The following is a 12900-nucleotide window of genomic DNA, read 5'->3' on the forward strand; positions in this document are numbered from 1 at the left end:
TTCATTATTCCTTGGTTAAAAATTGAACATATGCCAAGGCATAGTTATGATTGAAAATGGTGGTATAATATTCCAATTGTTTTTGTGAATACTGGGTTTCCGCAAACAACAGATCCGAAGTCTTTTCCAAACCCTGCTTAAACCTATTTGTTCTAATACGTAATGATTCTTTTGATTGTTGCAAAGCCAGTGTTGAAAGTTCTAAATTATTCTTTGCGTCATTTAACATGCGTATTGCCTTGTTCAGCTCCATTTGACTTTCACTTTTGTATTTGGTAAGTTCTAATTTGGATTTTTCAAATTCCGCCTTACTTTTCATGGCTTTACCAAACCGTCTGTTCCCTTCAAAAAGATTCCATTTAAGTTCAGCGCCAAATAAATAACCATCAGTATCCCCTTGGAATATTTCATCATCATGAAGTTCGTAGGTGCCAAAGGCATTAAGTCTTGGCAAAAAGCTCATTTGATCCGCTTTATACATTTGTTTATATGCATCGTTCGCCAATAGCATTGCTTGTATATCTGCCCTAAATTCTGGCAAAATATCTGGTATGGCAGTTTCTGTCCTAATACCTAGTGAATCTGTTGGTCTTAAGATGTCATTTTTTAAATCATCCATTAAAACCGAAATGTAATTGGAAGCATTATCAATATTGCTTTTAGCATATTGAAGCTGATTAGCAATTTCTGTAACCCGCACTTCTACTGCCAAAATATCTGATTTTTGCAGATATCCTTGTTCAAAATTATTCTGTGCAATCCGTTTGTTTTCCAGTGCCGCAGTTTTTGCCTTTTCCAGCACCTCTACCATTTTATATGAAAGTTGTAATTGCATATAGGCCCTATCTACCTCTAAAAGCATATAATCTTGGGTGCGTTCAGATTGATATTCGGTTGCTTTCCATTTAGCCTTTGCAGCCTTTCTTTGATAGAAACCATCAAAATTTAAAAGTGGTTGTTGTACTTCTATACGCGTTGCATAATCCTCAATTTGTGAAGGATTGTTCAACAAGTCCGGATTAAAGTCTTGCTGAACAAGTATGCCTTGATTTAATTTAGAACCAAAAGCCATTAAGGGATTAGTCGTTGCAATACCTGTATGGGAAACTCCAATATTTGGCAATAGTACGGCATTGGCCTGATTTAGATCTCCTTTGGCCATTAACACATCTTGTTGAGACATCTTAATAGTATGGTTCCTATCTTTTACCCTGGTTAGTATCTCATCCTTTGAAATGGAAACGTATTCCTGCGCAAAAGCTTTTAAACCTATTAATGCGGTTACTATAATCACTATTTTTTTCATCTAAATCTTACTAATTACATAATTAATATATAGCAAAAGTAGGATGGTAAAATGAGTGGGACAGTAACATGTGTTACATGAGGGATTCAAGCACCAAATAGCAAGTAGGTTAAAGCTACATTGAATTGAAAGGAATTAGCTAAGGATTGAACCAATAACTAATACCTGCCGAAAAATAAAATACACTATCTAAATCCTCCTCTATTACCGCATCTTCTGTTGTAATTGTGGCACTAGATTGGGGCATTGCCAAAACAGGGGAAAATGAAAAGATAAAGTGATTATAATAGTACTGTAAAGGTAAACTTACCTCAAGGTCAAGCATATTGAATTTAGAGGCTTCCTCAATGATAACCTCCGTTATAACAGTGGAACCTGACGTAGTGTTTTGCCCTTGGCCCTTTCCTTTTCTATTGCCCAATCTACTGCTATTGTAATACGCTTCATAAAAATTTTGTGAGCCGGCGTAAACGGCTATTGTTGGACTTATAAAAAACGTATTGTCGGTAGTTGAGAAGGTATGGCCTAACATTAATCCCGCAAAAATATCTGCGGAACTACCATCATTAAAAAAAGTACTTGCGAGAAGGGAAATCTCAATGGATTTTAAATCCAATGTTAGAAATCCAGATATATCACCAACCGTTTCCGATCTTACATTATAGCTATCTCCATTAAAAAAATAACCAGTACCTGAAATTCCACCACTTAATGAACTGTCATTGAACAAATATCCTGCACTTAGCAAAAAGAGATCAACACGATTTTCTTCTGAACTGGTTAAATAAGATGCTGAGGCATCCAAGAAAAAACCTGATTTATCATAATACCCAACAGAAGGTAAAATATAAGGGGCCTTAACAGAATCCCTTCTACCCATAAACACAGCATCATTGATATAGCTAATATCCGTCAAAAAATAGGATTCGTTCTTTGTTGAAATTTCTTTTGCCGATCTTTTACTGTTCTGCGAAAAAAGATACCCTTGAAAGAATAAGAATATTAGCAGAACCATTTTGTATTTTGTTTTCATGGGTATCTATTTGCTTTATCATAACTTTTTAAACGAATCAATAAGTAGTTTAAACTTTGGTTGTAGGTGGAATTCTAAATACAAGAATAAATCTCTTTCCAAAACAATGTGAACTGCTATGAAGGATAGTATAGTAGTCTTCATAGCAGTTAGTTTGTTGTATTATTTGTTAGTGCCTTTTTTCTTTTTTTGAACACCTGATTTTACATTCATCTTGTTCTTCATCATATTCTGTTGCACCATCATTTTACGTTGTTGGTACATATTTTTCATAAGTGCACCATCCATATTAATGCATTCACCATTTTTTAATCGCATTTGCTTTCGTTGCGCTGTTTGGTAACTACCATCAGGGTTTACCACCACACCATCACCAAATTCCAACTGTTGCTGAAGTCTATTTTGTTCTTGGTTTCTAATTTGAAATGCTTCACCATCTATTAACATTACTTGAAACCTATTTTGGTTACGTTCCTGAACTTGGGCTTCGGTTAAGCCTTTATTTTCTTGCTGTATTTTATACCGATATTGATACTCGTTACGATATTTAATACCGTCGTTATCTAAACATTCTCCATCCCTTAAACGTAATCTCTCTTGATCCTTTGTAACGTAGGAACCATCGGGGTTTACCACTGTTCCATCATTTAAGGTTATGGGATCTTGTAATCGTATTTGATCCCGATCACGTATTTGGAGTACCTCTCCATCCACCATCATTACGCGATCTTGATCTCTGTCACGTATTTGATCTTGGTCTTTGTCTTGGGCATTTAAGAAAGTTATGCCCATAATTAAAAATGTGCTTATTAAAAATGCATTTTTCATCTTTTTCAAATTTTGAAATTTATACTTAGCCAAATGTAAAACCCGATATCTGTCCTTAAAATGATGTAAATCAGCATAACCAAATTATTTGGAAACTAGGCCTAAAACCAAATCTATAGCCCATGATATTTGTCATATGTATCATTGTTGTTAGCCATTATATTTGAGGTATACATGCTAATAGGGCCATTAAAAATGAAACGAATAATTACACTTACCGTAAATCCGGCAATTGATAAGAGCACTACGGTAGCCAGTATTAAACCTCATAGCAAACTACGTTGTACAGCACCTGTCTATGAAGCTGGCGGTGGTGGGATAAATGTTTCAAAAGTATTAAAGGAATTAGGTAGTAGCTCTCTTTGCATGTATATGGCAGGAGGACCAACAGGAATCCATCTTAAGGAATTAATTGATAGTACAGCGATTGCCCAACACATCATTCCTATAAAAGGCTGGGTACGTGAAAATCTTGCCGTTACAGATACTTCCAATAACCAGCAATACAGGTTTGGGATGCCTGGACCATCCATAACCGAAAATGAATGGAAAAATACGTTAAGGGATTTAGAGTCTGAATTGTCAGCGGGTGACTTTGTGGTTGCCAGTGGCAGCTTATGCCCAGGAATGCCAATAGATTTTTACGCCAAGGTTGCTCATGTCGTAGCTAAAAAAAAAGGAAAACTTATACTTGACACCTCTGGTGAGGCCTTAATAGAAGGGGCAAAGGCAAAGGTGTATCTATTAAAACCAAATCTAAACGAACTAGCTACATTGTGTAATGTTACATCGATTACTTATTTGGAATTGGAAACCTATGCCAAAGAATTTTTAAAAAATAATTCTTGTGAGATATTAATCGTGTCGTTAGGTGCCCAAGGGGCTTTGCTAGTGACCAAAGATATATTTGCCAAAATACCCGCACCCGTAGTACACCAAAAGAGTACTATTGGTGCAGGGGATAGTATGGTGGCAGGTATGGTATTTGGACTATCCCAAGAAAAATCATTTACAGAAATGGCCCAGTTTGGTATTGCCTGTGGGACTGCAGCAACCATGACAGAAGGCACCCAATTATGTAAAAAGAAAGATGTGGACAAATTATATAAATGGATTTTATCCAATACCTTGACCTAGTGATAAACGATAAAAACCAGCAGAACAAATAAAGAATGGGAGCACATGACGTTAAAAAAATTGACGCAGAATTAAGGGCAAAATTTATACGTCATTTATTGGATGATATCAAAGCTTTGGAACACATGTTGAAAAATAGTATTATCGAAAATAATATTGTATGAAACCGATTCGGGGAAGTAAATGTATAGCAAAAAAACTACTTGAACGTAAGTGGGTATTACCACCTATTTTAAAAATTAAAATACAGGTATGTTGAACGTTATGACCAATATCAGTTTATCCCATATCTATGGTTTCTACCTTGCGATAAATTATTTTACTTTTTAAAGAGAATTAGATGGTTTAAAATGGATTTGCCAAACATCACAAATTAAAAAAACAAAATGGAGTATTACTTTTCAACATCGCTCAAAAATCACACATTTGAAAATGCGATAGAACGCACAACAGAAGCTTTAAAAAAAGAAGGATTTGGTGTTTTAACTGAAATAGATATCAAAGCAACTTTAAAAAATAAACTTAATGTTGACTTTCAAAATTATAAAATATTAGGGGCATGCAATCCCTCTTTTGCCTATAAAGCATTACAAGCTGAGGATAAGATTGGCACCATGTTACCCTGCAACGTAATAGTACAGGAAAAGGAACCGGGCACCATAGAAGTTGCAGCTGTAGATCCTACCGCATCTATGCAAGCTATTAAAAATGATGACTTAATTACGATCGCAGAAACAGTTAGGGAAAAACTCAAAAATGTAATTGCCCAACTTAATAATGGGTAAATAATTCATAGCCCAGGTAAACGATCAACCCAAGTATTTGCTTAGCCATTATATAATTGCTTTTAAAGGAAAGTAATTTAAAACCCACTAACAAACAGAATATTAAACCTTTTCCATGCCTTTAGCTTTGGCAAATCGTTCTATCAAATCTGGAACTTTTTCAAATACTGCAGATAGTCCGTTAGCTTTAGTAGCAGACAAAAAAGAAATTTCCTCTCCTCTTGTTACCAGAAAACCTATAGGGGCAATCCCTACTCCGGCAGCCGTACCTCCACCTTGTCCTTTACCCTTTTTAGGCTCCATACCTTCTCCCCCTCCTGATCCAAAGCCCATGCCTACCTTAATCACAGGTACACATTTGAATTCCCCTAGTTCAAATTGATTGCCGATCACAGTTTCTGTAGATGCTTCAGTTTTAATAAATTCAGTCACCTTATCCAATAATTCTTCGAAATGTAATTCCATAACTATCTTTTTTAAAAATTAATAAGTGATTTTAGTATATATATTGGCCTATTATGTAATTGAAGTACCAATTGATTTTTTCCTTCAAAATTGATATTGAATACGCCATAATGTTGATTCAATACAAAGAAAATCGGATAAAGTTGGGCATTCAACATATAATTCCCCGTATCTAGGAAAAGTAAAAACTCTTTGACTTTAAAAGACCTGAGCATTCTTAAAATATACTTAAGGCCAATTCCTTTTTTACGCTTTACAGGCTTTTTCTTCATATGACTTTCCTTTGGTTTTACACCAACAAACTGCAATGGATAAAACATGAAATTCATAAAGAACAGGCGAATCCTTATACATATCAATTCATCCTGGTCACCTGCTATATTTATCTTTATAAAACCTTTTAATTGAAAAACATAGTCCTCTGTAACCGTATTTACATAGATATTAATTGGAATTAGTAAAACACATATAAATACGAGCATTACACTACCTAGAATAATCCAAGTCACGATTTCAATTTTATATAAATAAAGTATGAATCACCTCATTTGGCAATGATATAGGTCATGAACATTAATGAAGATCTAAATGGTTTGGGATAGACTGACACTAATCATTTTCTCCAAATCTAATTGATTCTATATTGCTCTTTTTATATAAATAACCATTTACCATGAAAACACTGGACCATGATATATGTCAGAGTTGTGGCATGCCCATTAAAAAAGTAACTGATTTCGGAACCTATGAAGACGGTAGTTATAACAGTAATTATTGTCATTTCTGTTTTAAGGATGGAAAATTCACAGACGCTGGAATTTCTTTGGAAGACAAAATTGCTAAAAACATACAAATAGCAATAAAAAGAGGAATGCCAGAAAGAAAGGCCCATAATTTGGCAACTACAATCCTACCCACATTAAAAAGATGGCAAAAATAATTATGTTAATAAAATTGAGTAATCATTTATTCCCTTACCAAAATTCCAATTTTAAGACAAATTTCTATCGCATTTGCTTTCTTTTTTTACTCCATTGTTTTGCCGCAACCAATTGTTGTTCACAGACAAAATCATTTTCTGATCATAACCATAAAGGAGCAGAAATTTTTAGTTCACAACTGGAGTATGTTTCCACCTTAGATAATGATAAAGACGTATCGGTCTACACCATTAAAATTGGTTATGGCGCCTATATTCTAAAAAAATTGACCTTGATTGGATTGATAGATTTAGTGACTTTTAAAGGTGACTATATGATACAATTAAATTCTAAACAAAATATTTTTAATGCTGACACTTTTGGAATAGGCACTGCTATGCAATTGCGATGGTATGTGTTAACCCTAGGTCGTATATCTATATTTTTAGACGCCACGGCAGGATTTTTATATAGTTTAAAGAGCTTTCCGCCAACCGGCACTAAATTAAACTTTACAGCGCGCCCAGGTGCTGGTATAGCCATAACCGTCAACAAATCTTTACAATTACTTATAGGGGCAAACCGATTTCACCTCTCCAATGGCCAAGGATATAAACATCCGATCAATCCTAGTTATGATGGATTAGGAATCTATTTAGGTATGATTTTTCATCCAATTAAAAAATAAATATAAATGATGAAAAAACAGGGTAAAAAAAACATCATAAAATCATTTGTTGATAGATTGGGACAGCAGATGATTTTCTTTCCGTTATTGGGAATAGCCCTGTTTTTAATATTTTACAGTATTGCCGCCATGCTATATCCAGGAGGTTCTTGGTTATCACCAACCTACGAAGGTTTTAGTATTTGGAATAATTATTTGTGTGACTTATTAGACGATATTTCCATAAATGGAGAGCTCAACCGGGCAAAATATTTTGCGCGGATTTCACTAGCTGTCCTATGTGCTGGTCTAATGACACTTTGGTACCATTTGCCTAAGCTTTTTGATCATAAAGGCATCAATTTAAAAATAATGTTGCTATCTGGGTATTTATCATTATTTACAATTTTATTTCTAGCAGCTGGCACCCACGATATTATTGTAAGAATTGCCGGTTTTTTTGGCGTAATTGCCTTTATTACTTGCTTTATAGAATTATTTAGGGTAGGCCATTTCAGCGTACTATTTTATGGTATACTATGCCTTTTAGTGTTCTTATTAAATTATTATATCTATGAAAGTGGTGTTTTTATTGTGGGGCTTCCCATAATTCAAAAAATCACCTTTCTTATGTTCATTGTATGGTTTATGTACTTAAACATTATTATTTATAAAAAAGTGAAAAAAGTTGTTAATGATTTTAATCATGGTCCACTCCTATAAAGTATATTAAATTGTACCGAAGTATTAAAAAATGAAATTATGGAAAACAATATATGCCATAGATGTGGCAAACCCATTTATGAATTAATTGATTTTGGTTCAAACCAGGATGGAACAATTAATACGGATTATTGCCATAACTGCTATGTAAACGGAATATTTGTAGACCATGGCATTTCATTAGAAGAAAAAATAGAGAAAAACATACCTCCAAGAAAAAATAATCAAACTATGAACAAGGGAAAAAAGAATACTATCACCGTTTAATTTAAATGGTTTTTGATTTGGCTTTTATAACCTTAATTATTTTTTCTAGAAATAACAGCTGTTATTACCAATCCCAAACCTATTCCAATTATAATAGAGCCCACCATTATTAATGCGGATACCTTAACAAATATGATACCCACCCCAACACCTACCATAGTCATCCCACCAATAGCCCAAACACTCCTATCTTCTTTTTTGTTACTCAAAGTTCAATAATTTAAAAGTTAATATAAAAAATTATGGGTATTTGGTAAAATTCATTTCGTTTCTAAATAGTTGCGATACCTTTGCAACCCTTCATTTACCATTTTAACGGCAGCAGAACTAGTCATTGTTGCAGCTGCCAACCCATCTATTACATGACCATCATCTTCAATAATTTCTATTTGTTTTCTTAAGAAGAACATATTATCAGAAAAATTAATTCTCTTTCCAACAAACTGATTTTCAAAGCTGTTTTGGGTAAAAGGAGCTCCATAATCAGAAGATTCTGCAGCATGGTCAAATTCTATTTTTTTTATTTCAAGACTATGTCTGTCTACCAAAACATTTGCCCAAATAGCCCCACCAAACCCTATTCCTTTTATTGGTAAAATGGCGGTCTCCGTATTATTGATTTCAAAAATGGGATAAGAAACAATAGCTTTGGGTTTCTTTAATGATTTATATAGTGCTAATGCCTTTTCCCTAGATATTGTCTTAACCAAACCACTATCGTTTATTTCCTTGTACGTGATTTTTTGTTCAATAGAAATAGTATCTGTTTGGTTAGGTTCAGCAAAGGCAGCCAAGGATAGAAGTTCCTCGGGAAATTTAATTGCTGCTATCTTTTCCTGTATTTCCTCTACCGCTGGTTTAGGTTTAACCGATGCTGGTTTCTCCTTACAATTAAAAAGTAGAAAAATTATAACTATGTAAAGAACTTTAGTTAGTTTCATATATATTAATTTATTTGGCCAACATTCCGCCGTCAACCACGTGTGTACAACCAGTGATATACATACTGTCATCTGAAGCCAAAAACAAGGCCATTTGAGCTATTTCCATACTTTCTGCATACCTGCCAAAAAGTGTGGAAGATTCAAATTCCTTTATCACCGCTGTTGGGTTTTTGGGGTCTATATCCTTTTCAATCCGTCGCATCATTTCATTGTTCACAGGGCCGGGATGAATTGTATTTACCCTTATTTTACGTTCAGCATTTTCTATTGCAGCAACTTTCATAAGGCCAATAACCGCATGTTTACTGGCAACATAGGCGCCTAGACCAGCAAACCCTTTTAAGCCAGCTACCGATGAGGTTATAATTACACTGCCAGAATCTTTCATTTTGGGAATAACGCATTTACAGCCTAACCACACCCCTTTTAGATTCACATTAATAACCTTGTCAAAAGTATCTTCTTTATAGTCTCTAATAGGTTCTGAGGAGCCTTCAATTCCAGCATTGGCGAAAAAAATATCAATTTTACCATAAACATCCAAAGTGTGTTTTACAAACTCCCTAGTGTCTTTTGCCTTTGAGACATCTGCTATACTATATGAAAGATTTTCATGGTCCAATTTCTGGCTCGCATTTTCCAATACTTCCCTGTTTAGGTCCACGATAACCACTTTAGCACCTTCTTGTAAAAATAGTTTTGCCGTGGCAAATCCAATACCTCCACCACCACCTGTAATAATAGCTACTTTACCTGTTAATCGACCCATGTTCTATTTTTTTAATCAAAGGTTTATTTTCCTAATCTCATATTCTTGACTGGCCATTTTAACTGCAATAAGATTATTACCAAGTAATTCAGTCCATAAATTTGGCAGTTCAAATCTCCTTTTGGACATAATGATATGGTCTCTTTCCGCAACAGGCCAGACTATTTCCCCTTGGGTATCTATCAGGACTTCTGTAAAAGCGTAATCATAAATTTTCAGTTGAAATTCATTTTCTCCCCTAAACGTTTTTTTGGTAAAAATACCTATGGCATGGCCATCCTTAAATGGCGTAAGGTTTACATACTCTGGTTTTATAACTATTTTACCTGTCTTATCCATAAATCCATACAGCGGAATTCCCTCTTCTGTCATTTCCATTACCATACAAAAACCTTCTGTAAATTGAGGATAATTAAGAGCGCCAATACCGTTATAACCTATTTTTTTTTCTGCGTTCCAAGCAACATCATCCCTAAAATCAATTACCATAGTACCCTCTTCATTAATAAAACCCCACTGGTTTCCCTTTCTAACTGCAGCAAGACCCTCATGAAAAGGGGTATATTGATTTAGACCCTCTATAATTGGGGTATTGATACTGCTCAGTGTTTGTGATAGGGCCAATACCGGTAATACCATAAATGCTGCAATAACTATAACTATATTTTTCATTTGTCCTCGATTATTATGTATATTAAAGTTGTGTTCGCACATCTGTATAAAATGATGTTAATCAGTTGGGAAATAGAATGTTTACCATGATTAAAAGTTCCATGCCCAAAAAAATATAACCTTTAAAAACCACTCGAAACAGCCAGAATACTATTTACCTATTAATTCAGTATATACCAACTAGCCTTAAAACATCAAATTGGTATAAATCATACTTTTAAGGTCTTTTGGTAGTGAGTCCCGTATATCTTCCATTTCTCCCAACGAGATATATTTTCTTAAATAAATAAACGTAGTGTCTACATATTGTTCCGCAATATCATCACTATATTCAAAGTCATTCACTGCTGCTGGATAATCATGTTCGCGGACCAAATCCAAAAATTCAGCCATATTCTTCACCTTTGGTTTTTCTTTTTTAATATTCCATCCGTTTACATAGACCGCTTTTAAAAACATTGGTAATTGCGAAATAAACTGTAAGGATTCTGCTGGTGGAATTATATCCCTGAGTGAATGCATTATTGCAGTAAATATTCTACCGGCCTTTGCGGTATCCTCTCCTAGATTCATTTGCTTGGCATAATCTTTTATAAAGGCATTTCCTTCCGAAGCGTATTTATTAAAATTAAGTGACATACTATTTGGGTTTTTGTTTATGGGTTAAATTTTAAACTTTTCAGGATAAAGGGAAATGATATATATCATTTTCTAAGTACTAAGTTGAATTTAGCTTTGACATAGAAAATTAATACTACAAAAGATGACCATAAACATTCAGTATATTCATATACCAACCAGTAAATCGCTAAATGATTTTATAGATGGGGACCTTACTAAACTTTACAACAAGTTTCCATTTATAATTAGGGCCGATGTTACTGTTAAAATGGAAAACGACCAAACAGGCAATGGCAAGGTGTGTGAGATAGAGTTAAGCGTTCCAGGCCCAAGAATTTTTGCTAAGTCTAGCGAAGAGAATTTTGAGAAAGCTGTAGTAAATACGATTAACGATTTAGACAGACAACTTAGAAAACGTAAGGAAAAGTTCAGTAAAAATAAAAAAGCCCATTAATTATGGACAATATTCTAGTACCAATAGATTTTTCTGAAACATCTTCCTATGCGTTAGAAGTTGCAGCAAAAATAGCCAAAGAGCAAAATGCGCATATTACCGTTCTTCACATGCTGGGGTTATCCGAAGCTATATTTACAAAAGACGAAACTCAGGAATACCACGAGGCAAAGTATTACATGGAACTTGCCAAAAAACGTTTTACTAGTTTTCTTGACCAACCATATTTAAAAGGTCTAGCTATAAAACAAATTGTACAGAACTATAAAATTTTTAGTGAGCTAAACAATGTATGCCATGAACATAATATTGATTTAATTGTTATGGGTTCCCATGGCACCAAGGGCGTAAGCGAGCTTTTTGTGGGGTCCAATACAGAAAAAGTGGTTCGTACATCAGATGTTCCCGTATTGGTAATTAAGGAACAAAACCCAACTTTTAAAATAAAAAAAATTGTATTTGCCTGCAGCTTTAAAGATGATTCCATTTTAGCGTTTAAAAAGGCATTGGATTTTGCCCATAAGTTTTCAGCAAAACTGCTACCCATCTATATAAATACACCTTATAATGATTTCATGAGCACAAAAGAGATAGATGAGCGCATATCCAAATTTATGTTCAAGGCTGGTGAACCCAATAAAGACGTATACATCTATAATGATTATAGTGTTGAACTTGGACTGTTCAATTATAGTAAAAAAGAAGAAATAGATGTTTTGGCCATTCCTACCCATGGTAGAAAAGGACTATCACATTTTTTCCTTGGAAGTATTGGCGAAGATGTAGCCAACCATGCTAATTTACCTGTGATTACTTTTAAGCTGTGAACTACTTGTTTAGCAATAAGCACAATTTACCTATAATAATTAATTCAGATTTATTTTTACCTGAAAAAACATTGGCAATATCATTTGCCGTGTCTACCATTAACCCATTTATTTTATGGGAAAATAAAGCTGTATGCTCCTTATAAAACTGCTTAAATTCATTAAAAACCTCATCCACATCATTGTCCGTTTCCATTAGCCACTCAAATACAGTTTCTATTTGGTAAGCTGCATCAGCGTGGTACATATCCTCAATATCATCAACATTAAGCCACCTTTCCCTAACTATTTGCCTTAGTTTTTTCAATTCTTTAGGATGCACTTTGCCATCGGCCATGGCCACGGCAAAAAATAGTCTCCCAATATTTTCATAGAGCTCAATACCCACTTTTTGTGAATTCAACATTTTTGTACATTTAGTAATTATCAAAATAAAACTAATGCTAAGCTTATTAGCAACATATGATAATAATCAGTTTAAA

At 34.2% G+C, this 12900-nt stretch carries 20 protein-coding genes; 9 read left to right on the forward strand and 11 right to left on the reverse strand.

Annotation, left to right across the window (positions count from 1 at the left end):
- Nucleotides 1-4: 4 nt before the first annotated feature.
- The 3 genes from ACOCEA_RS13865 to ACOCEA_RS13875 all read right to left on the reverse strand — a co-directional run bounded on the left by ACOCEA_RS13865 (nt 5) and on the right by ACOCEA_RS13875 (nt 3167).
- The gene (locus ACOCEA_RS13865) at nt 5-1306 is read right to left on the reverse strand and encodes a TolC family protein (RefSeq protein ID WP_420756857.1); all 1302 of its coding nucleotides are present in this window, start codon (nt 1304-1306) and stop codon (nt 5-7) included.
- Nucleotides 1307-1445: 139 nt separating this feature from the next.
- A complete protein-coding gene (locus ACOCEA_RS13870) occupies nt 1446-2339 on the reverse strand; it encodes a hypothetical protein (RefSeq protein WP_420756858.1) in 894 nt (297 codons plus the stop codon).
- Nucleotides 2340-2501: 162 nt separating this feature from the next.
- Nucleotides 2502-3167, reverse strand: coding sequence for a DUF6799 domain-containing protein (locus tag ACOCEA_RS13875; protein WP_420756859.1), 666 nt, complete (start codon nt 3165-3167; stop codon nt 2502-2504).
- Nucleotides 3168-3362: 195 nt separating this feature from the next.
- On the opposite strand from ACOCEA_RS13875, the gene ACOCEA_RS13880 reads away from it, so the two are divergent.
- From ACOCEA_RS13880 to ACOCEA_RS13890, 3 genes are all read left to right on the forward strand, one after another.
- Complete coding sequence (locus tag ACOCEA_RS13880) at nt 3363-4304, forward strand: 1-phosphofructokinase family hexose kinase (RefSeq protein ID WP_420756860.1); 942 nt, start codon at nt 3363-3365, stop codon at nt 4302-4304.
- Nucleotides 4305-4339: 35 nt separating this feature from the next.
- Entirely contained in the window at nt 4340-4468 is a 129-nt protein-coding gene (locus tag ACOCEA_RS13885) for a hypothetical protein (protein WP_420756861.1), read from the forward strand.
- 222 nt (nt 4469-4690) lie between these two features.
- Entirely contained in the window at nt 4691-5089 is a 399-nt protein-coding gene (locus ACOCEA_RS13890) for a DUF302 domain-containing protein (RefSeq protein ID WP_420756862.1), read from the forward strand.
- A 102-nt stretch (nt 5090-5191) separates the two neighbouring features.
- Here ACOCEA_RS13890 and ACOCEA_RS13895 read toward each other — a convergent pair whose 3' ends face one another.
- Together ACOCEA_RS13895 and ACOCEA_RS13900 are read right to left on the reverse strand one after the other, a co-directional pair.
- Entirely contained in the window at nt 5192-5554 is a 363-nt protein-coding gene (locus ACOCEA_RS13895) for a GerW family sporulation protein (protein ID WP_420756863.1), read from the reverse strand.
- Between the two features lie 11 nt (nt 5555-5565).
- Nucleotides 5566-6063: a hypothetical protein gene (locus ACOCEA_RS13900; protein WP_420756864.1), complete on the reverse strand. Its 498-nt coding sequence runs from the start codon at nt 6061-6063 to the stop codon at nt 5566-5568.
- A gap of 164 nt (nt 6064-6227) precedes the next feature.
- On the opposite strand from ACOCEA_RS13900, the gene ACOCEA_RS13905 reads away from it, so the two are divergent.
- From ACOCEA_RS13905 to ACOCEA_RS13920, 4 genes are read left to right on the forward strand one after another with little or no spacing between them, the layout of a single operon-like run.
- Nucleotides 6228-6494, forward strand: a complete 267-nt coding sequence (locus ACOCEA_RS13905) for a zinc ribbon domain-containing protein (protein WP_420756865.1) — start codon at nt 6228-6230, stop codon at nt 6492-6494.
- Nucleotides 6482-7162, forward strand: coding sequence for an acyloxyacyl hydrolase (locus tag ACOCEA_RS13910; protein ID WP_420756866.1), 681 nt, complete (start codon nt 6482-6484; stop codon nt 7160-7162). The genes ACOCEA_RS13905 and ACOCEA_RS13910 overlap by 13 nt, the downstream gene beginning before the upstream one ends.
- Before the next feature lie 6 nt (nt 7163-7168).
- Nucleotides 7169-7864: a hypothetical protein gene (locus tag ACOCEA_RS13915; protein WP_420756867.1), complete on the forward strand. Its 696-nt coding sequence runs from the start codon at nt 7169-7171 to the stop codon at nt 7862-7864.
- Nucleotides 7865-7903: 39 nt separating this feature from the next.
- The gene (locus tag ACOCEA_RS13920) at nt 7904-8131 is read left to right on the forward strand and encodes a zinc ribbon domain-containing protein (protein ID WP_420756868.1); all 228 of its coding nucleotides are present in this window, start codon (nt 7904-7906) and stop codon (nt 8129-8131) included.
- A gap of 32 nt (nt 8132-8163) precedes the next feature.
- On the opposite strand, the gene ACOCEA_RS13925 is transcribed toward ACOCEA_RS13920, so the two are convergent.
- From ACOCEA_RS13925 to ACOCEA_RS13945, 5 genes are all read right to left on the reverse strand, one after another.
- Nucleotides 8164-8340: a hypothetical protein gene (locus ACOCEA_RS13925; protein WP_420756869.1), complete on the reverse strand. Its 177-nt coding sequence runs from the start codon at nt 8338-8340 to the stop codon at nt 8164-8166.
- A 51-nt stretch (nt 8341-8391) separates the two neighbouring features.
- Nucleotides 8392-9072, reverse strand: a complete 681-nt coding sequence (locus ACOCEA_RS13930; RefSeq protein ID WP_420756870.1) for an FMN-binding protein — start codon at nt 9070-9072, stop codon at nt 8392-8394.
- 10 nt (nt 9073-9082) lie between these two features.
- A complete protein-coding gene (locus ACOCEA_RS13935; protein WP_420756871.1) occupies nt 9083-9844 on the reverse strand; it encodes an SDR family NAD(P)-dependent oxidoreductase in 762 nt (253 codons plus the stop codon).
- Nucleotides 9845-9859: 15 nt separating this feature from the next.
- Nucleotides 9860-10516 carry a WG repeat-containing protein gene (locus ACOCEA_RS13940; RefSeq protein ID WP_420756872.1) on the reverse strand — a complete coding sequence of 219 codons (657 nt, stop codon included), beginning with the start codon at nt 10514-10516 and terminating at the stop codon, nt 9860-9862.
- Between the two features lie 186 nt (nt 10517-10702).
- Nucleotides 10703-11155: a DUF2267 domain-containing protein gene (locus ACOCEA_RS13945; protein ID WP_420756873.1), complete on the reverse strand. Its 453-nt coding sequence runs from the start codon at nt 11153-11155 to the stop codon at nt 10703-10705.
- Nucleotides 11156-11279: 124 nt separating this feature from the next.
- Between ACOCEA_RS13945 and hpf the strand changes: the two genes are divergently transcribed.
- Entirely contained in the window at nt 11280-11591 is a 312-nt protein-coding gene (gene hpf / locus ACOCEA_RS13950) for a ribosome hibernation-promoting factor, HPF/YfiA family (protein ID WP_420756874.1), read from the forward strand.
- Nucleotides 11592-11593: 2 nt separating this feature from the next.
- Entirely contained in the window at nt 11594-12418 is an 825-nt protein-coding gene (locus ACOCEA_RS13955) for a universal stress protein (RefSeq protein ID WP_420756875.1), read from the forward strand.
- Between the two features lies 1 nt (nt 12419).
- Here ACOCEA_RS13955 and ACOCEA_RS13960 read toward each other — a convergent pair whose 3' ends face one another.
- Complete coding sequence (locus tag ACOCEA_RS13960; protein ID WP_420756876.1) at nt 12420-12824, reverse strand: tellurite resistance TerB family protein; 405 nt, start codon at nt 12822-12824, stop codon at nt 12420-12422.
- Nucleotides 12825-12900 lie beyond the last annotated feature (76 nt).

This window comes from Maribacter luteocoastalis (assembly GCF_048890225.1).
Taxonomy (GTDB): domain Bacteria; phylum Bacteroidota; class Bacteroidia; order Flavobacteriales; family Flavobacteriaceae; genus Maribacter; species Maribacter luteocoastalis.

Excerpts from the sequence above, each read along its gene's own strand:
- ACOCEA_RS13880 (WP_420756860.1), top strand. The coding sequence starts at position 3,363 with ATGAAACGAATAATTACACTTACCGTAAATCCGGCAATTGATAAGAGC.
- ACOCEA_RS13945 (WP_420756873.1), bottom strand. The coding sequence starts at position 11,155 with ATGTCACTTAATTTTAATAAATACGCTTCGGAAGGAAATGCCTTTATA.
- ACOCEA_RS13870 (WP_420756858.1), bottom strand. The coding sequence starts at position 2,339 with ATGAAAACAAAATACAAAATGGTTCTGCTAATATTCTTATTCTTTCAA.
- ACOCEA_RS13890 (WP_420756862.1), top strand. The coding sequence starts at position 4,691 with ATGGAGTATTACTTTTCAACATCGCTCAAAAATCACACATTTGAAAAT.
- ACOCEA_RS13930 (WP_420756870.1), bottom strand. The coding sequence starts at position 9,072 with ATGAAACTAACTAAAGTTCTTTACATAGTTATAATTTTTCTACTTTTT.
- ACOCEA_RS13905 (WP_420756865.1), top strand. The coding sequence starts at position 6,228 with ATGAAAACACTGGACCATGATATATGTCAGAGTTGTGGCATGCCCATT.
- ACOCEA_RS13920 (WP_420756868.1), top strand. The coding sequence starts at position 7,904 with ATGGAAAACAATATATGCCATAGATGTGGCAAACCCATTTATGAATTA.
- ACOCEA_RS13960 (WP_420756876.1), bottom strand. The coding sequence starts at position 12,824 with ATGTTGAATTCACAAAAAGTGGGTATTGAGCTCTATGAAAATATTGGG.
- ACOCEA_RS13895 (WP_420756863.1), bottom strand. The coding sequence starts at position 5,554 with ATGGAATTACATTTCGAAGAATTATTGGATAAGGTGACTGAATTTATT.
- ACOCEA_RS13940 (WP_420756872.1), bottom strand. The coding sequence starts at position 10,516 with ATGAAAAATATAGTTATAGTTATTGCAGCATTTATGGTATTACCGGTA.
- ACOCEA_RS13955 (WP_420756875.1), top strand. The coding sequence starts at position 11,594 with ATGGACAATATTCTAGTACCAATAGATTTTTCTGAAACATCTTCCTAT.
- ACOCEA_RS13915 (WP_420756867.1), top strand. The coding sequence starts at position 7,169 with ATGATGAAAAAACAGGGTAAAAAAAACATCATAAAATCATTTGTTGAT.
- ACOCEA_RS13875 (WP_420756859.1), bottom strand. The coding sequence starts at position 3,167 with ATGAAAAATGCATTTTTAATAAGCACATTTTTAATTATGGGCATAACT.
- hpf (WP_420756874.1), top strand. The coding sequence starts at position 11,280 with ATGACCATAAACATTCAGTATATTCATATACCAACCAGTAAATCGCTA.
- ACOCEA_RS13935 (WP_420756871.1), bottom strand. The coding sequence starts at position 9,844 with ATGGGTCGATTAACAGGTAAAGTAGCTATTATTACAGGTGGTGGTGGA.
- ACOCEA_RS13885 (WP_420756861.1), top strand. The coding sequence starts at position 4,340 with ATGGGAGCACATGACGTTAAAAAAATTGACGCAGAATTAAGGGCAAAA.
- ACOCEA_RS13910 (WP_420756866.1), top strand. The coding sequence starts at position 6,482 with ATGGCAAAAATAATTATGTTAATAAAATTGAGTAATCATTTATTCCCT.
- ACOCEA_RS13865 (WP_420756857.1), bottom strand. The coding sequence starts at position 1,306 with ATGAAAAAAATAGTGATTATAGTAACCGCATTAATAGGTTTAAAAGCT.